This is a genomic window from Arthrobacter sp. zg-Y1219, from assembly GCF_030125545.1.
Taxonomy (GTDB): Bacteria; Actinomycetota; Actinomycetes; order Actinomycetales; family Micrococcaceae; genus Arthrobacter_B.
Genome location: NZ_JASKLY010000005.1, coordinates 19,587 through 41,189, shown reverse-complemented (window position 1 = coordinate 41,189; position 21,603 = coordinate 19,587). Strand labels below are relative to the sequence as shown.

The 21,603-nt window shown below is 67.3% G+C and carries 20 protein-coding genes; 10 read left to right on the top strand and 10 right to left on the bottom strand.

All coding sequences use genetic code 11. The features are described 5' to 3' along the window. Window positions 1-26 precede the first annotated feature (26 nt). Entirely contained in the window at window positions 27-719 is a 693-nt protein-coding gene (locus QNO00_RS03185) for a GNAT family N-acetyltransferase (protein ID WP_284023603.1), read from the bottom strand. Between the two features lie 57 nt (window positions 720-776). Here QNO00_RS03185 and QNO00_RS03180 point away from each other — a divergent pair, with 57 nt between their 5' ends. Next, complete coding sequence (locus QNO00_RS03180) at window positions 777-1,424, top strand: hypothetical protein (RefSeq protein WP_284023602.1); 648 nt, start codon at window positions 777-779, stop codon at window positions 1,422-1,424. 178 nt (window positions 1,425-1,602) lie between these two features. On the opposite strand, the gene QNO00_RS03175 is transcribed toward QNO00_RS03180, so the two are convergent. Beyond that, on the bottom strand, window positions 1,603-2,517 hold the full coding sequence (locus QNO00_RS03175; protein ID WP_284023601.1) for an LPXTG cell wall anchor domain-containing protein: 915 nt from the start codon (window positions 2,515-2,517) through the stop codon (window positions 1,603-1,605). A gap of 256 nt (window positions 2,518-2,773) precedes the next feature. On the opposite strand from QNO00_RS03175, the gene QNO00_RS03170 reads away from it, so the two are divergent. The 7 genes from QNO00_RS03170 to QNO00_RS03140 all read left to right on the top strand — a co-directional run bounded on the left by QNO00_RS03170 (window position 2,774) and on the right by QNO00_RS03140 (window position 9,217). Further along, window positions 2,774-3,517 (top strand): STM3941 family protein, encoded by a 744-nt coding sequence (locus QNO00_RS03170; protein ID WP_284023600.1) that lies wholly within the window; start codon window positions 2,774-2,776, stop codon window positions 3,515-3,517. A gap of 131 nt (window positions 3,518-3,648) precedes the next feature. Next, window positions 3,649-4,008, top strand: coding sequence for a YraN family protein (locus QNO00_RS03165; protein WP_229965362.1), 360 nt, complete (start codon window positions 3,649-3,651; stop codon window positions 4,006-4,008). Then, window positions 4,005-5,555, top strand: a complete 1,551-nt coding sequence (locus QNO00_RS03160; RefSeq protein WP_284023599.1) for a YifB family Mg chelatase-like AAA ATPase — start codon at window positions 4,005-4,007, stop codon at window positions 5,553-5,555. Before QNO00_RS03165 ends, QNO00_RS03160 begins: the two co-directional genes overlap by 4 nt. After that, on the top strand, window positions 5,552-6,760 hold the full coding sequence (dprA, locus tag QNO00_RS03155) for a DNA-processing protein DprA (protein WP_284023598.1): 1,209 nt from the start codon (window positions 5,552-5,554) through the stop codon (window positions 6,758-6,760). Before QNO00_RS03160 ends, dprA begins: the two co-directional genes overlap by 4 nt. 106 nt (window positions 6,761-6,866) lie before the next feature. After that, window positions 6,867-7,388, top strand: coding sequence for a methylated-DNA--[protein]-cysteine S-methyltransferase (locus QNO00_RS03150; RefSeq protein ID WP_284023597.1), 522 nt, complete (start codon window positions 6,867-6,869; stop codon window positions 7,386-7,388). Window positions 7,389-7,419: 31 nt separating this feature from the next. Continuing rightward, on the top strand, window positions 7,420-8,382 hold the full coding sequence (locus QNO00_RS03145; protein ID WP_502863031.1) for a tyrosine recombinase XerC: 963 nt from the start codon (window positions 7,420-7,422) through the stop codon (window positions 8,380-8,382). Window positions 8,383-8,713: 331 nt separating this feature from the next. After that, window positions 8,714-9,217: a DUF3145 domain-containing protein gene (locus QNO00_RS03140; RefSeq protein ID WP_229965369.1), complete on the top strand. Its 504-nt coding sequence runs from the start codon at window positions 8,714-8,716 to the stop codon at window positions 9,215-9,217. Between the two features lie 151 nt (window positions 9,218-9,368). Here the strand turns inward: QNO00_RS03140 and fabF are convergent, their stop codons facing one another. From fabF to QNO00_RS03100, 8 genes are all read right to left on the bottom strand, one after another. Continuing rightward, on the bottom strand, window positions 9,369-10,604 hold the full coding sequence (fabF, locus tag QNO00_RS03135; RefSeq protein ID WP_284023596.1) for a beta-ketoacyl-ACP synthase II: 1,236 nt from the start codon (window positions 10,602-10,604) through the stop codon (window positions 9,369-9,371). A gap of 93 nt (window positions 10,605-10,697) precedes the next feature. Further along, complete coding sequence (locus QNO00_RS03130) at window positions 10,698-10,943, bottom strand: acyl carrier protein (protein ID WP_152217833.1); 246 nt, start codon at window positions 10,941-10,943, stop codon at window positions 10,698-10,700. A gap of 85 nt (window positions 10,944-11,028) precedes the next feature. Further along, the gene (locus QNO00_RS03125) at window positions 11,029-12,093 is read right to left on the bottom strand and encodes a beta-ketoacyl-ACP synthase III (protein WP_229965371.1); all 1,065 of its coding nucleotides are present in this window, start codon (window positions 12,091-12,093) and stop codon (window positions 11,029-11,031) included. Continuing rightward, a complete protein-coding gene (locus tag QNO00_RS03120; protein ID WP_229965372.1) occupies window positions 12,090-13,061 on the bottom strand; it encodes an ACP S-malonyltransferase in 972 nt (323 codons plus the stop codon). Before QNO00_RS03120 ends, QNO00_RS03125 begins: the two co-directional genes overlap by 4 nt. 108 nt (window positions 13,062-13,169) lie before the next feature. After that, a complete protein-coding gene (locus tag QNO00_RS03115) occupies window positions 13,170-14,363 on the bottom strand; it encodes a PucR family transcriptional regulator (RefSeq protein WP_229965765.1) in 1,194 nt (397 codons plus the stop codon). Between the two features lie 107 nt (window positions 14,364-14,470). Next, entirely contained in the window at window positions 14,471-15,982 is a 1,512-nt protein-coding gene (locus tag QNO00_RS03110) for a carboxyl transferase domain-containing protein (RefSeq protein WP_284023594.1), read from the bottom strand. Beyond that, window positions 15,979-17,238: a CaiB/BaiF CoA transferase family protein gene (locus QNO00_RS03105; protein ID WP_229965374.1), complete on the bottom strand. Its 1,260-nt coding sequence runs from the start codon at window positions 17,236-17,238 to the stop codon at window positions 15,979-15,981. Before QNO00_RS03105 ends, QNO00_RS03110 begins: the two co-directional genes overlap by 4 nt. Before the next feature lie 61 nt (window positions 17,239-17,299). Then, entirely contained in the window at window positions 17,300-18,661 is a 1,362-nt protein-coding gene (locus tag QNO00_RS03100; protein ID WP_284023593.1) for an SLC13 family permease, read from the bottom strand. Window positions 18,662-18,841: 180 nt separating this feature from the next. On the opposite strand from QNO00_RS03100, the gene QNO00_RS03095 reads away from it, so the two are divergent. Both QNO00_RS03095 and QNO00_RS03090 read left to right on the top strand, forming a co-directional pair. Further along, entirely contained in the window at window positions 18,842-19,534 is a 693-nt protein-coding gene (locus QNO00_RS03095) for a FadR/GntR family transcriptional regulator (RefSeq protein WP_229965376.1), read from the top strand. A 423-nt stretch (window positions 19,535-19,957) separates the two neighbouring features. Then, window positions 19,958-21,490 carry an HNH endonuclease signature motif containing protein gene (locus tag QNO00_RS03090; protein WP_284023592.1) on the top strand — a complete coding sequence of 511 codons (1,533 nt, stop codon included), beginning with the start codon at window positions 19,958-19,960 and terminating at the stop codon, window positions 21,488-21,490. Window positions 21,491-21,603: the final 113 nt, after the last annotated feature.

Here is a 21,603-nt window from a genome sequence, read left to right as displayed (position 1 = left end):
CGGGCGGCCGCCGTCCCCGGCGAAGTTTAGGGCCGGCGGCTCGACGGTGCCGGCGCCGGCGCCGGCTCGATCGGTGCCTTGATCGGTGCGGTCGGTGGCGCCGGCGCGCATGCCGGCGGCGCCGTCAGTTCGACCGGCGCCGCAGGAAGCCGTTCGACGACGTCGTGCCACTCCGCCCACAGCCCCGTGGGCAGCCGCGGGTCTTCGGCAGCGAGGCTGGAAATCCAGCCCTCCACCATCCGGCCGCGGTGGGCAAGAAAATGGGGAACGGCAATCGGCGGAGGAAACCCGCTGCGCCAGACGGTCTTATAGCTTCCGGTGTTTCCCGCGTGGGCGGTCCATGTCACCACGTCCCAGCCCAGGCCGTCGAAGGCATGGGTCACGGCCAGCGACACTGCCCGGGACATCAGACCCCGGCCCCGAAAGGCGGGTGCGGTCACAAACCCCAGGTTTCCCGAATTGGCCCCCTGGAAGCGCAGATCCAGCGAGCCGGCGTAAGCGCCGTCGAACTCCAGGGCCCAGGACACCGCATCGTCCTGCGCGACCGAGATCGCTGCCACATAGTGCGCGGCCATCGCGCGCGTGTAGTCCAGCGGAATGGTGGTCCACTGGCGGGTCAACGGATCGACGGAGCGCAGAAACACCGGCTCGACGTCGGAGGCGCGGTGCGGCCGCAGCGTCAGCGATCCGTCGGACAGAAGCGGGATGTCGAATGGCATGGGTACACCCTAGCGGCAGGGGTGCCGCTTCGGCGCGCATCTCCTTAGACTGCTCCAATGGCACTTCCCGATTCTCCGCTGGCCGGGTATCTGTCCGGGAACCGGCGCCTTTACGCACAGCTTCGGCCGGACCCGGAGTCGTTGACGCACCTGATGAAGCTTCAGCAGGATCTGGCGGCGCTGCCGGAGATCAACGACGGCGGCCGGCCGCGCTGGGTTTCCGAGCGGCAGCTGCACCTCACACTGATCCATTTCGGCAAGGTGCGGGACGTCTACGCGGTGGTCTCAGTTGCCACCGGCATTGCCCGGGAAGACTACGAAGTGCTGCTTGCGGACTACGTCGCGGAAACCGAGGCGGCGATGCCGGGGCAGCCGGTCGTGCTGGAGCCGGCGGTTCTGTCACGCTTTGGACGGCACGGGCGGACGCTGGTGCTGGAGTACTTTCCCTCCTCAGCGCTGATGCAGTCCCATGCCGCAGCCTTTGCCGCTTTGGCGGCGTTCCTCCGCCGCTGCGGCATTGCCGACGTCGAGGCCTTCACCGCTGCCGATCCCAATTTCATGTTCGCATCCCGCCTCCGCCCGCACATCACCCTCAGCCGTGCCTTTGCGGGTGTCCTGCCGGCATTCCTGCCTGGATCCGGTGACGGGGCCGGAGCCTTTCAGCTCACCCACGTCCGGCTGGAATCCATGCCCGTGGTCTATTAGGGGTCGCACTGATGCCTGAGGGGCGATCCACCGCGGGTGGTTCGCCCCGCGGGCCGTCCGCAGTGCGGGCATACGAACGGCCCCGGGGAAAGGCCTCGGGGCCGTTCGCATCAACCCGAACAATCTCTTCAGGTCTGCGGTTCGCTAGCTGACGATCCGCTGGTTCGATCTCGGCAGGTTAGGCATCGGCCGAATCAGCGCGACGGCGGTTCCGTACCAGGGCCGCTGTGCCCAGACCGGCAACCAGGATTCCGGCTCCGGCCAGTGCTGCCATGGCCGGATTAGCTCCGGTGTCCGGCAGCTGCCCGGGGGTAACCGGGGCAGGTGCAGGCGGTGCAGGCGGTGTCGGCGGTGTCGGCTGCGGGACGACTACGGCAGGCGGTGTCTGGCTCGGTGTGGGGCTGGGTGCCGGTGTCGGGCTCGGCTCGGGAGTCGCCTTGGGGCTGGGTTCCGGGTCCGGTGTCGGGTCCGGCGTCGGCTCGGGATCCGGGGTGGGCTTGGGGTCCGGGGTCGGGCTAGGGCTCGGGTCCGGTGTCGGTTTGGGCTCCGGGGTGGGCTTGGGGTCCGGGGTCGGGCTAGGGCTCGGGTCCGGTATCGGTTTGGGCTCCGGGGTGGGCTTGGGGTCCGGCGTAGGGCTCGGGCTGGGATCCGGCTCGCAATCGGGCACAGGGCCGTAGGTCTCGAGGTCGTCGTGCCTGTTATCAGTCAGGGTGGCGCCCTCACCGAAGCCATCAGGATATGTAATGGTTTCGGGCCACTTGAAGGGGCTGGTGGTGTCGATATCCAGCTTGTCCTGCTGGATGGCCCAATCCGGGCCGCAGATGTCCTTTGGGAGCCGACTCATGATTTCGTCAGCTTCAAACCACTTTGTCGTGTGCTCCTTGACCTGGAGCAAATCCTGGGGGCCGGAGTTTTCCCATGCGGCAGGCTTGGATTCGTCGTTCTTCTTGTAAAGATACGCACCCACGTCTTGACGGACGGTAGTGGATGTTTCCGGCGCGGTGCCGCCGGTGGCAGTGGCCGGCTGAATGACGGCTAGTGAGAAGCCGCCGAGAGCAAGGGCGGCTGCAGCAGCAGTCGCAGTTGTTTTCATGACGTTCTTCATAATTCCTTCGGTAAGCGCTTTAAAGTCTTGGGTCGTCATGTGGGGGTCCGCCCATCCTGTCGGAGGACCCTCAGCTCGGACGCAAGATGGTGTCAAGATCACGGCAAGATCTGATCCGTCCTGCATATCGCCCAAAAAGGTTGCCCAATGCAAAGAAGGAATTAGTGCTTCTTTCTCGCTGCTATTGTTCATCTGTTGTGGTCAGCCACTCACAGGGAAGCGTTCAGGAAAGGCACGGAGACTTATGACTGAAGCCAAACGGAATTGCGACGGGTCTCGTCATCTGCACACGAGGGACGACGACGGCGGAAGATCGGCTGCACCGGGCGCTTCCAAACTGGCACCGCTGATCCTTCCGGTTTCCTGGGTCCGCCTGATCGGGATGGGACTCCTAGCCGCGCTTTTCGTCGCCATCGGGCTGTTCTTCTGTCTCAGCCCCGAGTGGCGCAACAAAATTATCGGGCTGGTGTGCGTTCTCTTTTTTGGCGGCGGTTATGGCGCCGTCCTATGGAAGAAACTGCGGGATCCGGTTGTCCTCACCTTGTCCGAGGACGGCATTCAGCCCCACTCCGGAGGCTTCATACCCTGGGAAGATTTCGAGGCCGTCGGCATCGGGCGGATTGAAGGGGCTCCCGGAGGGACTAAAGTCATCGGAATCCGCCTGAAATCCTATGAAGGGTACCTCGCGTCCTTCACCCCGGAACAGATCCGGTTGGCCAGGGCAACAGCAGTGGCGGGAAAGTTCACCGGCTCCGTTCTGCGGCGGGCGGCTCCCCGCCCGGCGCTCAGGCACGGCCGCGGCGGACTGCAGGCACTTGCCGCCCTCCCGCAGCGGGACATAGCCGGCATGCTGCAGTGGAGCCGTGCCATGTCCGGGGGCTGGGATGTGACCTTTTCTCCGCACTTATTCAAGGGCCGTGCCCGTGACGTGGTCCGGAAAATCGAAGGTTATTATCTCTCCGCCCTGACCGCCCGTTCAGCCCGCTAAGGGAGCCTGCCGCCGTGGACGGGCATTATCGTTCCTCCCCAATGCGGGTCTGCTGACCGGGCGGGGCACGCTCATCCACATCCTGCGGCAGAAGCAACGTACCGCCCGGCCCGGAGGAGCAGGGTGGAGCCATGAGAGCCAAAGACACCTTGGGACGACACGGCGAGGACCTCGCGGCGGGCTACCTGACCGCGGCCGGCATAGAGGTCATCGACCGCAACTGGCGCTGCCCCGACGGAGAGATCGACCTCGTGGGAATCGACAACGGGACGCTGGTCATCGTGGAGGTCAAAACGCGTTCCTCGCTGAATTACGGCCATCCTCTCGAAGCCATCACGCCGGCCAAGCTTGCCCGTCTCTACCTCCTGGCCAGCAGGTGGCGGAAGGCCCAGGACCGGCGCTTTGCAGCGTTCAGGGTGGACGCCGTATCGGTGGTCGACGACGGCGTGGGCGCACCTGTGATCGAGCATCTGCGCGAGGTGGCGCCGTGACGCTGGGACGAACCTATGGTGTGGGTCTGGTCGGCTTGGACGGCCGGATGGTGGAAGTCGAGGCCGACATCGGTCAGACGCTTCCCTCCTTCGTTCTTCTGGGATTGCCTGATGCTTCCCTCACCGAAGCGAAGGACCGGGTTCGATCGGCAGCCAAGAATGCCGGCCTGCCGCTGAGCCGCCGGAGGATCACCGTCAACCTGATGCCGGCGGACGTACACAAGCGCGGGTCGGGATTCGACCTGGCCATCGTCACGGCCGCGCTTGCCGCCGCCGGAGACATCCGCTGCAGCGGCCGCCGCGTTTTCATCGCCGAGCTTGGTCTGGACGGACGGCTGCGGCCGGTGCGCGGCATCCTGCCCGCAGTCATGGCGGCCGTGGACGCCGGCTATCCGGAAATCACGGTGGCGGCAGCCAACGCCGCCGAGGCTGCCCTCGTCCCCGGAGCCGAAGTGACCGGGTTCGAGTCACTGGCGGAGGTGGCGGCCTTTCTCGGTGCCGATCCCGGCCGGCTGTCCTTTCCGCCGCAGGTTCCCGACGAAACCCCGGAAGGAAGCCTCGACGACGGGACGGCAGTGACCGTTCCGCTCCACGACATGTCGGACATTGCCGGCCAATCGGAGGCCCGATTCGCCGTGGAGGTTGCTGCCGCCGGCGCCCACCACCTCCTGATGACCGGGCCGCCCGGAGCGGGAAAGACCATGCTGGCCGAGCGCCTCCCCAGCCTGCTTCCGGACCTTCCGGACACCCATGCCATGGAGGTCACCGCGATCCACTCACTGGTCTGGGGCGGCCGGCCGTGTTCCCAGCTGTTGCGGCGCCCGCCCTTTGAAAGTCCGCATCACACCGCGTCGTCGGCGGCGATCATCGGCGGAGGCTCGGGCATTGCCCGTCCGGGTGCGGCGTCCCGGGCCCACCGCGGTGTGCTGTTCCTTGATGAAGCTCCGGAGTACGACCGGCGCGTGCTGGACGCCCTGCGACAGCCGCTGGAGAGCGGCAAACTCGAGCTGCACCGCGCTGCCGGTACCGCCAGCTATCCGGCGCGGTTCCAACTGGTGCTGGCAGCCAACCCCTGCCCCTGCGGCCTGGCCTCTGGAAAGGGCATTGACTGCACCTGCACTCCGCAACAGCGCCGACGCTACTTCAGCCGGCTCTCCGGCCCGCTGCTGGACCGGGTGGATTTGCAGCTGACCGTTCAGCGCGTGTCCCTTCGCGAGCTGGCCGGCGACGGCGGCGCCGAACAAAGCGCCGCGATCGCCGGCCGGGTCGCCGCCGCCCGGAGCATCCAGCACGAGCGGTTGAAGGGCTGGGGCTGTGAAACCAATGCCGAGGTGGCCGGAAACCTGCTCCGCGGTGCCCTCCGGCCGTCGCCGAAGGCCACCTCCTCACTGGACCGCGCCATGGACCGCCAGACACTGACGGCACGCGGTTATGACAGGGTGCTGCGGGTCGCATGGAGCGTCGCCGACCTTGCCGGGCATGACTCGCCGGATGCCGACGACGTCGGGCAGGCGTTGGGGTTCCGGCAGCAGGGAGCGCTGGCATGAGCGGGGACCGGACGGCATTGCTTCGCAGCCGGGCCGCGCTGTCCCGGTTATTCGAGCCATCGGACAACGTTGGGTTGGCTCTCGTGGCGGCGGCGGGGCCGACCGATGCGGTGCGGGTGGCGACGGGAACGCTGTCCGCCGGGAAGGAGCTGCGCCGGGAAGTTTCCGAGGAGCTGGCCGCAGCGGGCATCCCAGGGCGGGGCAGCAGTCTGCCCGAAGCCCTGAGCCGGTGGGCGCCGAGAGTTCCTGACCTGGCGCCGGACCGCGATTTGGCGACCATCGGCCGTCTGGGGGGTGAACTGCTCGTTCCCGAGGACCCGCGGTGGCCGGAAGCACTACGCGATTTGGGGTTGGGCATGCCCCTGTGCCTGTGGGTGCGCGGCGATCTGAGCCTTGGAATGCCCGTGCTTCGCCGGACGGCGGCCGTCGTGGGCTCCCGCGACAGCACGGGGTACGGAGCCTCAGTGGCAGGAGATCTTGCAGCAGGGCTGGTGACGCGGGGATGGACCGTGGTGTCCGGAGGTGCCTACGGCATCGACGCCCAGGCCCACCGCGCGGCGCTGGCCACCGGGGGAACGGCCGGGATTCCCACTGTGGCCGTGATGGCCTGCGGCGCGGACCGCTACTACCCGGCAGGGAACGAGGACCTGCTGCGGGAGGTGGCCCGGCGCGGACTCCTGCTGTCCGAGGTGCCGCCGGGATCCGCTCCCACCCGCTGGAGGTTCCTGCAGCGGAACAGGATCATCGCAGCGCTCAGCGCCGTGACGGTGGTGGTTGAGGCCCGCTGGCGTTCCGGGGCACTGAACACTGCCCACCACGCCGCAGCCCTGGGCCGGGAGGTCGGTGCGGTGCCGGGGTCCGTGTACTCGGCAAACTCGGCAGGCTGCCACCGGCTGCTTCGAGACGGCAACGCCGTCTGCGTAACAGACGCAGCCGAGGTCGTTGAACTGGGCAGTCCCATCGGATCGGCTGCAGCCTCCGCCGAAGTGGAGCGTGGCGAACCCGGAGCGGTGCATGACGGGCTCACGATCGAAGACATCCTCCTCCTTGATGCTTTGCCGCTGCGCAGCGGATCACCGGTCGACAAGCTTGCGTCGGTGGCCGGGCTGTCGGTTCCGGCGGTCCGCGCCGGCCTGGCACGGCTGGAACTGGAAGACCTTGCCGTCCGCGACGGGCCGGAGACATGGCGACGGAGCCGCCAATGAGCCGTCGCCGTCGCCGGGCAAAGACCCAAGCAAATCCAACGCAGCACCAAGACCCCAAAGCACCAAGAACCCATTGCTCCACCGCACATCCACGAAAGGAACCACAATGCGCATCCATAAGAGTGTCGTAACGCCGCTGGGTGTCCTCACCCTGGCCTCCGACGAGGGTGCCCTGCGGGCTGTCTTCCCCGGGGTTCCCGATCCGGCCGCCGATCACGGGCTGGGCCGGATCGTCGAAGACGGCTTCGAGGAAGTCGAACGCCAGCTCGAGCAGTATTTCGCCGGGCACCGCTGCTGCTTCGACCTGGATCTCGACACCCGCGGGACGGACTTCCAACGCCGGGTTTGGGCCGAGGTGTCGGCAATTCCGTACGGCCAGACCTGCAGCTACAAGGAGCTGGCCATACGGCTCGGCGATGCCGCAAAGGCACGCGGTGTCGGGGCAGCGTTGTCCCGCAATCCGCTGAACATCGTCATTCCCACGCATCGGGTGGTCGGATCCCGGGGTGCGCTGACCGGGTACTCCGCCGGCATCGACTCGAAGCGTTTCCTGCTGGACCACGAGTCATCCGAGGCCACCGCCGTCCTGCGCGTGCATTGCGCCGGCACCGCCGGTGTGCCTGCTTGAGGTCGCGCCGTGATGCGAGGACAGTAAAGGGGTGAAACCTTCGAGCGACAGTGAGCCCACGGGCACAGGGGAAGCCGGGGCATGGCCGGCGGAGTTCAGTCGGGCCCTGCGCGGGTTCAGCCGCTACCTGACCAGTGAGCGCGGCCGTTCCGAGCACACAGTGCGAGCCTACGAAGGGGACGTTGCCAAGTTGCTGACCTATGCGCTCGCCGGGGGAGTGCGGACGCTGGCCGGGATAGATCTCGAAATCCTGCGCGGCTGGCTCGGGGAACTCAGTGCGGCCGGCCAAGCACGCTCAACACTGGCCCGCCGGGCCGCTACCGCCCGCAGCTTTACCGGGTGGGCGCTGCGCGAGGAGCTCATCGACACTGACCCGGCCCTGCGGCTGCGGGCACCGAAGCGGGAGCGGACCCTGCCGGCGGTGCTGCGCGCGGGGCAGATCGGCGAGCTGTTCACTGCTCTGGCCGACGCAGCCGTCGACGGCGGACCGCTGGCGGTCCGGGACCGGGCCATCGTCGAACTGCTCTATGCCACCGGCATCCGGGTGGGCGAACTGACCGGTCTGGACATCGACGACCTGAACCCAGACCGGCGCACGCTGACCGTGATCGGCAAGGGCAACAAGGAACGCACTGTTCCCTATGGGCAGCCCGCGGCCGCGGCCGTCGATGACTGGCTGCGCCGCGGCAGGCCCGCTCTGGCCGGAGCCGACAGCGGCCCCGCGCTGTTTCTGGGGCAGCGCGGCCGCAGAGTGGACCAGCGGCAGGTCCGCTCCGTGGTGGCCGGACTCTTTGAGGCCCTGGGCGATACGGGAGCTACGGGGCCCCACGCGCTGCGGCACTCAGCCGCCACGCACCTGCTCGACGGCGGTGCCGATCTGCGGGCCGTGCAGGAGATTCTGGGCCATTCCTCACTGGCAACCACCCAGCTCTACACCCATGTATCTGTGGATCGGCTCCGGGCAAGCTACCAGCAGGCGCACCCCCGGGCCTGAGCCCGCCCGGTGCCCCGCCCGGTGCCCCGCCCGGTGCCCCGGACGGCCGGATATCGGTGCCCCGCCCGGTGCCCCGGACGGTCGGATACCGGTGCCGTGTTCCGCGCCGGTACACCCGGAAAGGATTATTGGCGCATTCCAGAAACTTGCGGCACAATAAGGCTAAGTCCGCACCGGATGAAGGACTTTAAAAGAATTGGAAGCCACAGAAAAAACCTAAGCGCAGTTTGCGGTGATTTCAGGCTGGTCCTGAATTAACCAGGCAGCACGAGCATTTCAACATGGTCTGAAGGTCGTTGGGGAAGACGTACCTACAGCTATGGAGGATGGAATGTCTGTTGTGATGGCCCACGGCGTGTTATTCATACACTCCGCCCCGTCTGCGTTGTGCCCGCACATTGAGTGGGCCATTGGATCCGTCGTGGAAAAGCGAACGGATCTAAAGTGGACCCCTCAGCCCGCTGCCCCGGGCATGCTGCGCACCGAGCTGGAATGGACGGGGCCGCAGGGCACCGGGTCGCTCTTGGCCTCGGCCCTGCGCGGCTGGGCGCACCTTCGTTACGAAGTCACTGAAGACCAGAGCCCGGGATCTGACGGGAGCCGGTGGTGCCACACGCCCGAGCTGGGCATTTTCCATGCCGCCACCGACGTGCACGGCAACATCATGGTCTCCGAGGACCGCATCCGGTACGCCTACGAAAACGGCGCGGGGGATCCCTCGGCGGTCTACCACGAGCTTTCCCTTGCGCTGGGGGAGGCCTGGGATGACGAGCTGGAGCCTTTCCGGTACGCGGGCGACGGCGCCAACGTCCGCTGGCTGCACCAGGTCGGATAGCCGGGCAGAACACCAGCCGGCCAGACCACTAGCCGGGGCAGCCCACGCAACAAGCAAACAAACCATAGCTGGTTAATAACAGCAGCGGCCGATTCCCTCGGGAAACGGCCGCTGCTGTTGTTGGCGCTGCTGTTGTTGGCGCTGGTGGTGCCTAGTAGCTGCGCAGGGCGATGACGGCGTTGTGCCCGCCGAAACCGAAGGAGTTACTCAGGACCACGATGTCCCCGCCGGGCAGGGCCCGGGCGGACGTCACGACGTCGAGCGGGATTTCCGGATCCTGGTTATCCAGGTTGATGGTGGCCGGAGCCTGGCGGTCGGACACGGCCATGGCTGCCATCACGGCTTCCACGGCGCCGGAAGCGCCCAGCAGGTGACCGGTCTGGGACTTGGTTGCCGACACCGCAACGTTGTCCACGTGGGCGCCCAGTGCGGCCTTCAACGCTGCATACTCGGGCCGGTCACCGACAGGGGTGGAGGTGGCATGTGCGTTCACATGCACCACGTCCTCGGCCTGCGCGCCGGCGTCAGCCAGGGCGGCCTTCAGCGCGCGGGTGGCGCCCAGCCCCTCGGGGTCGGGTGCGGTGATGTGGTACGCGTCGGCGGTGACTGCGGTCCCGGCCAGCTCGGCGTAAATCCGCGCACCGCGGGCCAGCGCGTGCTCCTCGGATTCCAGCACCAGCGCGCCGGCACCTTCACCCATCACGAAGCCGTCGCGGTCCTTGTCGTAGGGACGCGAGGCGCGTTCCGGATCGTCGTTGCGCTTGGACAGCGCCTGCATGGAGGCAAACGCGGCCATCGGCATGGGGTGGATGGCGGCTTCGGCACCGCCGCAGACGACGACGTCGGCCTTGCCGGAGCGGATCAGCTCCAGTCCCTGGTGCAGTGCTTCGGTGCCGGAGGCGCACGCGGACACCGGGGTGTGGGCGCCGGCGCGGGCGCCCAGGTCCAGGCTGACGGCGGCGGCGGGGCCGTTGGGCATCAGCATGGGAACGGTCATGGGCAGGACGCGGCGGGGGCCTTTTTCGCGCAGGGTGTCCCAGGCATCCAGAAGGGTCCAGACGCCGCCGATGCCGGTGGCAAAGGAGACGCCGAGCCGGTCATGGTCGACGTCTTCGATGCCCGAGTCGGCCCACGCCTCGCGGGCGGCCACGACGGCAAACTGAGTGGAGGGATCCATGCGCTTGGCTTCAACGCGGGAGAGGACGTCGGTGGCCGGCGTGGTGACGCGTGCGGCGAAAGTGACGGGAAGGCTGTACTTTTCCACCCACTCGTCCTCGAGGGTGCGGGCGCCGGCGACACCCTTGAGCGCGTTCTTCCACATGGTGGGAACATCTCCGCCGATGGGCGTTGTGGCACCCAAACCGGTGATGACTACTTTGCGGGCCATGATTCACTCTCTCGAAGACGTTGGTGGTGCGGGAACTGCAAAACTGCGCTGACGCGGCGGCCGCCGCCGGCGAGGGCAGCGGCCGCCGGCGGATTACGCCTGGGCTTTGGAAATGAAGTCCACGGCGTCGCCGACGGTCTTCAGGTTCTTGACCTCTTCGTCCGGGATGCGTACGCCGAACTTCTCTTCGGAGTTGACGACGATGGTCATCATGGAGATGGAGTCGATGTCCAGGTCATCGGTGAAGGACTTGTCCAGCTCGACGGACTCGGGGGCCAGACCGGTTTCCTCGTTGACGATCTCGGCGAGGCCGGCCAGGATTTCTTCGTTGCTAGCCATGTTGGCTCCTTTTTCTCGTGACGCCGGCAGGAGCCGGCGTGGGTTGTCCAACCGCGGAACGGTGGGGTGTTGGGGGACGCACAGGTTACGGAAGAACGATAACCTGTGCGCCGAAGACCAGGCCTGCGCCGAAGCCGATCTGGAGGGAGAGCTTGCCGCTGAGCTCGGGGTTTTCCTTCAGCAGCCGGTGCGTGGCCAGGGGAATGGAGGCCGCTGAGGTGTTGCCGGCGTCGGCGATGTCACGGGCAATGATGACGGACTCGGGCAGTTTCAGCTGCTTGGCCATTTCGTCGATGATGCGCATGTTCGCCTGATGCGGCACAAACGCGCCAAGGTCCTCGGCGGTGACGCCGGCGGCGTCCAGCGCGCGCTGGGCGACCTTCGCCATTTCCCAGACAGCCCAGCGGAAGACGCTCTGGCCGTCCTGGCGCAGGGTCGGCCACAGCTTGCCGTCGCGGGCGGCGACGTCCGACACGCCGACCTCGGTGCCGTCGGTTTCCGCGGCCAGCGACAGTTCGCGGATGTCCAGCATGGAATGGGTCATGCCGATGGTGCTGGACTTGCTGCCGTCCGAGCCCCAGACGGAGGGGCCGATTCCGGCCGCGTCGGAGGGCCCGACGACGACGGCGCCGGCGCCGTCACCGAGCAGGAACGAGATGGTGCGCTCCGTGTTGTCGATGAAGTCGGAGAGCTTCTCCACGCCGATCACCAGCACGTACTCGGCGGCGCCGGAGCGGACCAGGGCATCCGCCTGGGCGACTCCGTAGCAGTAGCCCGCGCAGGCGGCGGACACGTCGTAGGCCGGAGCGGGGGAGGCACCGAGCCGGTGCGCGATCTCGGCGGCCGCTGACGGCGTGGCGAAGGGATGCGTGACGGTGGAAACGATGACGGCGCCCAGCCGGGAGCCCTCGATTCCGGCGCTCTGCAGGGCGTCGCGGCCGGCGGCCTCGGCCATGTCCACCACTGATGTGCCCTTGTCGGCGCGGTGCCGGGTGACGATGCCGGTGCGCTGGCGGATCCACTCATCAGAGGAGTCGATCCACTGGCAGACATCTTCGTTGCTCACGATGACGTCCGGGCGGAAGGCGCCGATGCCGTGGACGCGGCTGAACTGGTGGACGGGGGACTGCTTCAGGGTGGGCGTGCTCACGCGTTACCTTCTCCAATGGTGGTTGCTGCTGTTGCTGCGGCGGACGTGGAGGAGTGTTCGGTGATGAACTCCCGCGCGGCGTCGAGGTCTTCGGGGGACTTCAGGGCCAGGGTGGGCAGGCCCTTGAGTCCGCGGCGGGCCAGGCCGGTGAGGGTGCCGGCCGGAGGCAGTTCCAGCATTCCGGTGACTCCCATGGCGGCCATGGACTCCATGCACAGGTCCCAGCGCACGGGCCGGGAGACCTGGCTGATCAGGCTGTCGAGGTTGGCTTCGCCGGAGACGACGGCGGCGCCGTCGTAGTTCGAAAGCAAAGTGGGGCGCGGGGCGGCCGGGCGCAGCTGCGGGCGGAGGGCTTCCAGGACGCTCACGGCCGGTGCCATGTGCGCGGTGTGGAAGGCGCCGGCTACCTTCAGCGGAATCACGCGGGCCTTGGCGGGAGGGGCGGCGGCGAAGGCGGCGAGCTGCTCCAGGGTTCCCGCGGCGACTGTCTGTCCGCCGCCGTTTGCGTTTGCTGCCGTGAGGCCGGCGGCGGCAAGCGCGGCCGCCACCTCGTCCGGATCGCCGCCCAGAACGGCGCTCATGCCGGTGGGCGTGTCAGCTGCGGCGCGGGCCATGGCGTTGGCGCGTTCGCGGACAAACATGAGGGCGTCGGCTTCGGTGAGCGCACCCGCCAGGGCCGAGGCGGTGATTTCCCCGACGGAGTGGCCGGCGACGACGGTGGAGGCGGTCAGCGCCTGCGGCTGCAACAGCAGCCGTGCGGCCATCAGCCCGGCGGCCACAATCAGCGGCTGGGCCACTGCCGTGTCCTTGATGGTCTCCTCGTCGGAGACCGTGCCGTGGGCGATCAGGTCCAGACCTGCGAGGGAGCTCAAGGCTTCGAGATGTTCCCGGACACCGGGCAATTCCAGCCACGGAGAAAGGAAACCTGGCGTTTGGGACCCCTGGCCGGGGCAGACAATAGCGAGCACGTATCAAGCTTTCCAAAGAGTCGGGAAGATACCGGGTGTTTGCGTAGACCAAGCTCTGTGTGAGCAGTTGTAGGAAGTCTACAAGGGAAGGTGATGGATGCAACCCGCTCAGGAGCGGGTGGCCGGGCGCTCCGGGACCGCTTTTCCGGGCGGCGCCAGGCGGCCCACCACGAGGGCGGTCTGCAGTACGAAGGCCTCTCGCGGCAGCATCGGGTCCCAGCCGGTCACGTCGCAGACCCGGCGCAGCCGGTAGCGGACCGTGTTGGCGTGGACAAAGAGTTCCCGGGCCGTTGCCTCCAGGGAATGCCCGAGCGACAGGTAGGCGGAAAGGGTTTCCGCCAGGCCGTTGGAGGCGCCGAGCAGTGGCCGGTAGATGCTCCGCACCAGGGCCTGGCGGGCGCTGTCGTCGCCGGACATGACCCGCTCGGGCCAGAGGTCGTCGGCGGCCACCGGGCGCGGCGCCGCCGGCCAGGCGCGGGCCGCGGTGAGTCCGGCGAATGCCGCCTGCGCCGACGGTCCGGCGTCGACCAGGGACTCGGCGGGCGGGCCGTAAACGACGGGACCGGGGCCGAAAAGTTCGGCAAGCCGGGCGTAGGAGCCGGGGGTGTCCTCCAAGCCGCCGAGCACCAGGATGAGCCGTTCGCCCTGGATTCCCACCAGGGCGTCCTCGGTGAGCCGTGCCGTGGCGCGGCGCAGTTCGTTGACGAAGGAGGCATTGGTGTCCGACGGCGAGCTGCCCACCATTACGGTGATCCGGGCCGTGGAGGTCCAGCCGACGGCGGCGATGCGGGAGCGCAGGGCGTCCGAACTCTCGCCGCGCAGGATGGCATCCACCACCAGGGCTTCCAGTCGCGTGTCCCAGGCCCCTCGGGTCTCCGCGGCGCGGGCGTAGACATCGGCAGCCGCGAAGGCCACCTCCCGGGAATAGCGCAGGACGGCGATGCGCAGCTGCCCCTGGACGTCGTCGTCGGCGAGCTCGGGAACGCGGTCCTCCACCACCTGCACCACCACCCGGATCAGCTGCAGCGCCTTCTGCAGGCTGATCGACCGGGTGAGTTCGGTGGGTGCGGTGCCGAAGACATCGCTGAGGACCCAGGCGGGGGAGGCCGGACGCTCGTACCAGTTCACGAACGAGGCGATGCCTTTTTGGGCGACCATGCCCAGGGCCGAGCGTTCATCGGGGCGCAGGCCCCGATACCAGGGCAGTGACACGTCCAGCTGCTTGAGGGTGGCGGTGGAGAGCTTTCCGATGTTGGCTTTGAGCCGCTCCACGGTGGTGGGATCCGCCGGATCGGCACGCATCCCGGGTTGGGGCGAGGCTGTGCTGCGAGTCACTGGCATAAAGCGAGTTTACGGTGTCGGCGGATCAAGCACCATTTTGTGTGAAGGCTACAACTCGGGGTATGGGATCAGCCCACCGATCCGAGTTTGCGGAACCGCTCGGTCCGCTGTGTCAGCCGTTCGGCGGCGGGCTCCGTTCGAAGCGACGCCAGCTCGTATTCCACCGCTTTGGCCATGCGGCGGCAGAAATCCGGTGCTTCGGCGGCGGCGTCGGGCTCTTCGGGAACGATGTGGTCCACGATGCCGTGGGCGGCCAGCGCGGACACCGTCACGCCCTGCGCCTCGGCCATTTCCGCACCGTGGAGTGTGTCCCGATAGACAATGGCGCTTGCACCCTCGGGCGGCAGCGAGGAGAGCCAGGCGTGCTGCGCAGCGATGGTGCGGTCGGCCGGCAGCAGGGCCAGCGCGCCGCCGCCGGCACCCTGGCCGAGCAGGACCGAGACCGTGGGGCAGCTCAGGCCGACCAGGTCATTCAGGCTGCGGGCAATCTCACCGGCCAGGCCGCCTTCCTCCGCTTCCTTGGACAGTGCTGCGCCGGCGGTGTCGATCACCGTCAACAGGGGAAGGTTCAGTTCTTCGGCCAGCCGCATGCCCCGGCGCGCCTCCCGGAGGGACGCCGGACCCAGCGCGGGCTGTTCCGATCCGCGCTGCCGGTCCTGGCCCAGCACCACGCATGCGGTCTGCCCGAAGCGCGCCAGCGCCAGCAGCAGGCCCGGATCCTTCTCGCCCTGCCCGGTGCCGTTCAGGGGCAGGACGTCGGAGGCGCCGAAATGCAGGAGCTGGCGGACACCGGGCCGGTGCCGGTTGCGGGAAATGGTGATGGATTCCCAGGCCGGCACTGCTGCCGGTGCACTGTTCAGGGAGTCGGGTTCGGTTACCGGCAGGACCGGGCCCGGGAGCAGCATGGAGAGGGCGCGGTGAACGGTCTCGGCGAGCTCCTCCGGGCGCAGGACGGCGTCCACCAGCCCGCGGGCCTGCAGGTTCTCCGCCGTCTGGACGCCTTCCGGGAAGGCTTCCCCATACAGGGACTGGTAAACGCGCGGCCCGAGGAAGCCCAGCAGGGCTCCGGGCTCAGCAACCGTGATGTGGCCCAGCGAGCCCCAGGACGCCATGACGCCTCCCGTGGTGGGATGGCGCAGGTACACCAGATACGGCAGCCCGGCCTCCTTGTGGCGGCGCACCGCTGCCGTGATCTTGACCATGGACAGGAAGGCGAGGGTGCCTTCCTGCATCCGGGTGCCGCCGGAAGCCGGCCCGGCGAGCAGGGGCAGGCCTTCCCGGGTGGCGCGTTCGACGGCGTCGGTCAGCCGGTCTGCGGCGGCAACGCCGATGGACCCGCCCAGAAAGCCAAACTCGCAGACGACCAGGGCGACGCGGCGGCCCCGGACCAGTCCTTCACCGGTCAGTACCGATTCATCCTCTCCGGTCTTCTCCCGCGCGGCAGCCAGGTCGGCCTCGTAGGCGTCGCTGTGACCGGTGTAGGCCACCGGCTCGTCCCAGGAGCGGAACGATCCCGGATCCACCACAAGATCCAGCAGTCCGCGGGCGTTCAGCCGCCGCGGCTTCGCCTGCACGCTCACGCTTCCACTCCCTTATCGGCCGTCGGCGCCTGGTCGGTCGCGGGTGCCTTGTCGGCCACGGGCGCCTGGCTGCCGGCCAGCCAGCTGCGGATGTCGCTGCCGTGCTGGTTGAGCAGCGGCGGGGCCTGGTGCTCGCGGTTGGTGGTCTCAGTGCCTTCGGCGGCGGAGAAGAACCGCAGGGGAGGGCCGGGCAGAGCGATCTTGCCCAGGACGGGATGATCGACGTCGACCACCAGTCCCTGCGAATGGACCTGCTCCCACTCGTAGACCTCATCGAGCGTGCGCACCTTGCCGGCGGGGATGCCTGCGGCGCGCAGCTTCTCCAGGAGGGGTTCGGCGTCGAACTCCGCGAAGGCCTCCTCGACCGCGGCGATCACGGCGTTCCGGTTGCGGACCCGCTGCGCGTTGCCGGCAAACTCGGGACGTGACGTGTCGATGCCGAAGGTCGCCGCAAAGGTCTCCCACAGTTTCTCGCTGCCCACGCTGATTTGGACCTTGCCGCCGCGGCAGGAGAAGAGGCCGTAGGGGGCGATGGAGGGATGGTGGTTGCCCTGTGCTGCGGGCACCTCGCCGGCGACGGTGTGCCGGGTGCCCTGGAAGGCATGGACGCCGACGACGGCGGCCAGCAGCGAGGTGCGGACTACCTGGCCCTTTCCGGTGCGCTCGCGTTCGAGCAGTGCGGCCAGCAGGCCGAACGCGCCGTACATGCCGGAGAGCAGGTCTGCGATGGGCACGCCGACGCGCTGGGGGTCCTCGGGACCGGAGCCGGTCAGCGACATCAGGCCGGCCTCGCCCTGGACAATCTGGTCGTAACCGCTGCGGGTGGCTTCGGGGCCGTCATGGCCAAATCCGCTGATGGACAGGATCACCAGCCGGGGGTTGAGTTCATGCAGCCGTTCCGGCGAGAAACCCAGCCGGTCCAGGACGCCGGGACGGAAATTCTCCACCAGGACATCGGCCCGCCGGACCAGGTCGCGGAGCACCTCCACGCCGTCGTCGGACTTCAGGTCGAGGCTGATCGATTCCTTGTTCCGGTTGCAGGACAGGAAGTACGTGGCCTGCTGGTCGTCGTCGGGCCCGACAAACGGCGGACCCCAGCTGCGGGTGTCGTCGCCGGTGCCGGGGGTTTCGACCTTGATGACGCGCGCGCCCAGGTCGGCGAGCATCATGCCGGCGTGGGGGCCGGCCAGGGCGCGGCTGAGGTCGACGACGAGGTAGCCGTCCAGCGGACCGCGGGCGGTTTCAGTGGTGCTCATGAGGGTTCCTTCTGGTTGGAGTGCTGTAGCGGCGGTGGGGGGGTGGAGCTCCGGCGGCTGTTTAGAGCCAGCCGGGCACCACCATGACCAGCCAGGCCACCAGCGGCCCGGCGACAACGATGATTCCGCTGTAGCTGAGAATCTGCTTGTAGAAGCGGTCCTTGTCCAGGCCCTCGGGGGCATTGGCCAGCACCAGGGCGCCGTTGGTGGAGAAGGGCGAAACATCCACGATGGTGGAGGACACGGCCAGTGCGCAGATGAGGCCGACGGCGCCGATCTCACCGGAGGCGAGGAAGGGGACGGCCAGCGGGATCAGTGCCGCGAGGATGGCTGTGGAGGAGGCAAAGGCCGAGACGACGGCGCCGATGTAGCAAATGAGCAGGGCGGCCAGCAGCGGCATGCCCAGGCCGACGACGGCGTCGGACACGTACTCGACGGTGCCCGCTTCCTGCAGCACGCCAACAAATGTGAGCATGCCGCAGATGAGCAGGACTGTGGTCCAGCTGATTTTGTTGATCGTGCCCTTCTGGGCCTGCGGGGAAACCAGGGCAAGGATCATGGCGATGGTGATGGAGACAAAACCGACGTCGACCTTGAAGCCGAGGGCGATCACGGCGAGAGCTATCAGCCCTGCGATGGTTACGATCTGCGGGAACAGTTCGCGGCGGGTCTTGGTGGCCCCGATGCCGTCTCCGGCGGGGTCACGCGGGCCGTAAATGTCGGAGCCGAAGCCCTTGAAGGCCACGTCGGCGCGGCCTGCGGCGCTGAGGTTCATCCGTGCTTCGGCGACCTGCTCCACGAAACCGCCCGCGGTGCTGCTGCGCAGTTTGCTGCCGCCCAGGACGAAGAACAGGATCAGGGCGATGAACGTGTTGAAGAGCAGGCTGGCCATGAACACGGCAAAGGGGCTGGACTCCAGGTCCGTTGCGCCGATGATGCCGTTGACCGTGACGCCGTACACGGCGATGGGGGAGAAACCGCCGGCCTGCGCGCCGTGCACCACCATCATGCCCATCATCAGGGGGTTGATCTTGTGCTTGGCTGCAAAGCCGAGGGCGATCGGGGCCACGATGGCGACGGCTGCCGGCGACAGGGCGCCAACGGCCGTGATGACGGCGGTAATGGCGAACATGATCCACGGAATCAGTGCCACCCGGTTGCCGACGAGTCGAACAGCTCCGCGGACAAGCAGATCGATGGTGCCGTTGTTCTGCGCTATGGCGAAGAGGTAGGTTACGCCGACAATCGTCAGGAACAGGCCGCCGGGAAAGTTGGCCAGGATGTCGTCGGTGCTCATGTCGAGGAAGACGAAGCCCAGCAGGAAGGCGCCGACAAACGCCAGGGCCCCCATGTTCAGGGGCAGTACCGTGGCCAGGAGGAACATGGCCACCAGTATCAGGATGGAGAGGATTGGAGCGGACATCGTTGTTCCCTACGTCGAAGATCCCGGCCCAGCCCAGTGTCGGCGGCCGGAGTGCAAAAAGTGTGACGGACCCCACATTCGCCACTGGACTAGCCTCTTAGACTCTGGGCCTCTTGTCAATTGCTGGCTAGACTCATTCCGACCGCGCGGACGCCCGGTGAAGTGTAGAGAGAGGTGGCCATGTCCGGCAGCGGTGACGGCAAGTTTGTTCGGGTTTCACGGCCCCGGCTGTATGAGCGACTGGTGGAGCAGCTTCTGGGGTTCATCGCCTCGACAGGCTTGGGTCCCGGTGACCTTCTCCCGGCGGAGCGGGATCTGGCCGAACGCATGGGGGTTTCCCGTGCCACACTGGCGCAGGCACTGGTGGCTCTGGAGGTGCTCGGAGTCATTGATGTGCAGCACGGCACCGGAGCCGTCCTGGTGTATCGGCCCAGTGTGGCGTCAGTGCTGCGGGAGCTGCGCGAACACCGGGACCGGATGCCGGAAATCGTGGAGGCCCGCAGCACCCTGGAAGTGAAGCTGGCCGCGCTCGCCGCAGAGCGCCGCACCTCCGAGGACCTGGCTGCCGTTAATGCCGCCCTTGATGTCATGGCCGCTGAGATTGCTGACGGCAGCCGCGGGACCGAGGGAGATGAGCTCTTTCATCAGGCGGTTGCTGTCGCGGCGCACTCCTCGATCTTGGCGTCCATGATGACGTTCATTTCCGAGCTGGTGCGTGAAACGCGGCTGGCTTCCCTGGGTCAGCCCGGACGTCCGGAGCAGTCGCTCGAATCCCACCGTGCGATTGCCGATGCCATCCAGGCGGGGGACCCTGCGGCCGCGGCGGAAGCGATGCAGGCGCACATCAATCTGGTGTCCGAAACCGAGATGTAGGTTGCGCTGGCTGGCTGGCGCGCTGGCTGGCTGGCTGGCTGGCGCGCTGGCTGGAGCTGGCACGGAACCCAACGGAGCTGGCTTGCGCGCTGGCTGGCCGCCCACTTCATCCGATTGGCGGGTCTGATGCCGATACAAGTAATTTGGTGAAAAAGACGGGTATCTGATTGCCCGGATAAGGGCCTGTATGGGGGCGTTTTGGCCTGTTTTGGGATCCTTTTGGACTTTCTTAGAACCCGAAATGTCAGTGCCGGGTGAAAGTCTTTAGTCATGGATCAGAACGGATCTTCGACCGGGACTCCCGGCACTGGCGGTGAGACTGCAGCTTGCAGTCGGTTCGTCTTTGTCGCTGAGCCTGGGGTGGCCGGAGGTGAGCCGGGTGATGGGTTTACCGGCTCTCTGGTTCTGCAGGGTGTGGAGTCGTTGACTGAGGAGCAAACCGGGACGGTGTTGGCCCGGCTCAATCATTTGTCGCGGTGGGCACAGGCGCAGCAGGCTCGGGTCCTGTCCCGGCTGCAGACCGTTTACGAGGACGAGACGCTATCCGTTACCGGGTTGCGGGACGCGGAGATGGCGTTCAGTCTCGCTGCGGAGGAAGCCGCGACCATTCTGGGAGTGCCTACCGGTACGGGAAAGGCGTTGATGAGTCAGGCCGGTGATCTCTGCACCAGGAACACGGCCACGCTGAAGGCGTTGGAGGCCGGGCAGATCAGTTACGGTCACGTCGAGACCTTGGTGGAGCAGTGTGTGGGAGTGGTGCCGGCGGAGCTGCCCGGGTTCGAGGCCGAGCTGCTGGGTCTGGCTGCGGGCCAGACCAGAACCCAGTTCCGGGTGAAGGCGCACCGGCTGCGGGAGCAGTACTATCCGGAAACCATCGTGCAGCGGCAGGCGACGGCGTTTGAGCAGCGGACGGTGTGGGTGCGGCCGGAGCCGGACGGGATGTCCTGGCTCTCGGCGTTGCTGCCGGCCGAGAAAGCCCAAGCCATTTTTACTCAGCTCAGTGTTGCGGCCCGGGGTGAGCAGGCCGCCGGGGACACGCGCACGGTGGATCAGTTGCGCACGGATATCCTCACGGACTTGCTCGGCGGCCACGAGCATGAATGCCGGGACGAGTGCGGCAACGGTAGTGGTGCGGGTGCCGGCGGCAAGAGGGGCAAGGGCCGTCGTAAGGGGTCCGGTTCCGGTTCCAGCTCCGGGAAGGGGTCCGGGTCCTGCCGGATTGGCCATGGTCCCCGGGCGCGGACGGAGATTCTGGTGCTGATCAACGCCGAAACCCTCTTCGGCGCCGATGACCAGCCGGCGGAACTGAACGGATACGGACCGATCAGCCCCGTAACGGCCCGGCGGATGGCCCGCGAGGCCATGAAATGGACACCGGTGGAACGCGATCCGGACACCGAGGAGATCCTGCGGGTCGGGAAACGGCGGAAGGTCCCCGACGGATTGAAGCGGGTTCTGCGGGTGCGGGACGGGACCTGCCGGTTCCCGGGTTGCCGGACCAATGCGGTGATTTCCGAGATCGATCACACCAAGCCCTGGGCTCGGGGCGGGCCGACGGATCATGACAATTTGGAGCATTTGTGCCGGCGGCATCACATGTTCAAATCCGAAGGGTTCTGGAAGGCCAGGCAGCCTCGTCCCGGGGTGATTGAGTGGACCTCGCCGGGCGGCAGGTGTTACCGCACGGAACCGCAACTGAGCCTGTCCCGGGAAACCGGTAAGGGCTCTCAGGAAACCTGTGATGGTGCCAGCGGACTGCAAGCGGGTATCAAGGCGAATGGTGGCCAGGCGAATCGCGGAGGCAACACGACGGGCGTTGATCCATCACGGGCCAATGATGCCGGCGCTCCAAGCGCCCCCAGTGCTCCAAGCGCCCCCGGCGGTCCGAGTGCTCCGAGTGCTCCAAGTGCTCAAGACGATCCGGACGACTACGGAGGCGACCCGCCACCCTTCTAGGGTCCTCAGGATCCAGGCAAAAGATCAGGATCCAGACAAAAGGTCAGGATCCGGACAAAAGAAAAGAACCGCCGCGGATGCGGCGGTTCTTTTCTTCACTCCTGCGAGCAGGA

What these genes read in the sequence shown, in the direction of transcription:
- QNO00_RS03185 (WP_284023603.1), bottom strand. Translation starts at nt 719, where the DNA reads ATGCCATTCGACATCCCGCTTCTGTCCGACGGATCGCTGACGCTGCGG.
- QNO00_RS03180 (WP_284023602.1), top strand. Translation starts at nt 777, where the DNA reads ATGGCACTTCCCGATTCTCCGCTGGCCGGGTATCTGTCCGGGAACCGG.
- QNO00_RS03175 (WP_284023601.1), bottom strand. Translation starts at nt 2,517, where the DNA reads ATGAAAACAACTGCGACTGCTGCTGCAGCCGCCCTTGCTCTCGGCGGC.
- QNO00_RS03170 (WP_284023600.1), top strand. Translation starts at nt 2,774, where the DNA reads ATGACTGAAGCCAAACGGAATTGCGACGGGTCTCGTCATCTGCACACG.
- QNO00_RS03165 (WP_229965362.1), top strand. Translation starts at nt 3,649, where the DNA reads ATGAGAGCCAAAGACACCTTGGGACGACACGGCGAGGACCTCGCGGCG.
- dprA (WP_284023598.1), top strand. Translation starts at nt 5,552, where the DNA reads ATGAGCGGGGACCGGACGGCATTGCTTCGCAGCCGGGCCGCGCTGTCC.
- QNO00_RS03150 (WP_284023597.1), top strand. Translation starts at nt 6,867, where the DNA reads ATGCGCATCCATAAGAGTGTCGTAACGCCGCTGGGTGTCCTCACCCTG.
- QNO00_RS03140 (WP_229965369.1), top strand. Translation starts at nt 8,714, where the DNA reads ATGTCTGTTGTGATGGCCCACGGCGTGTTATTCATACACTCCGCCCCG.
- fabF (WP_284023596.1), bottom strand. Translation starts at nt 10,604, where the DNA reads ATGGCCCGCAAAGTAGTCATCACCGGTTTGGGTGCCACAACGCCCATC.
- QNO00_RS03130 (WP_152217833.1), bottom strand. Translation starts at nt 10,943, where the DNA reads ATGGCTAGCAACGAAGAAATCCTGGCCGGCCTCGCCGAGATCGTCAAC.
- QNO00_RS03115 (WP_229965765.1), bottom strand. Translation starts at nt 14,363, where the DNA reads ATGCGTGCCGATCCGGCGGATCCCACCACCGTGGAGCGGCTCAAAGCC.
- QNO00_RS03105 (WP_229965374.1), bottom strand. Translation starts at nt 17,238, where the DNA reads ATGAGCACCACTGAAACCGCCCGCGGTCCGCTGGACGGCTACCTCGTC.
- QNO00_RS03100 (WP_284023593.1), bottom strand. Translation starts at nt 18,661, where the DNA reads ATGTCCGCTCCAATCCTCTCCATCCTGATACTGGTGGCCATGTTCCTC.
- QNO00_RS03095 (WP_229965376.1), top strand. Translation starts at nt 18,842, where the DNA reads ATGTCCGGCAGCGGTGACGGCAAGTTTGTTCGGGTTTCACGGCCCCGG.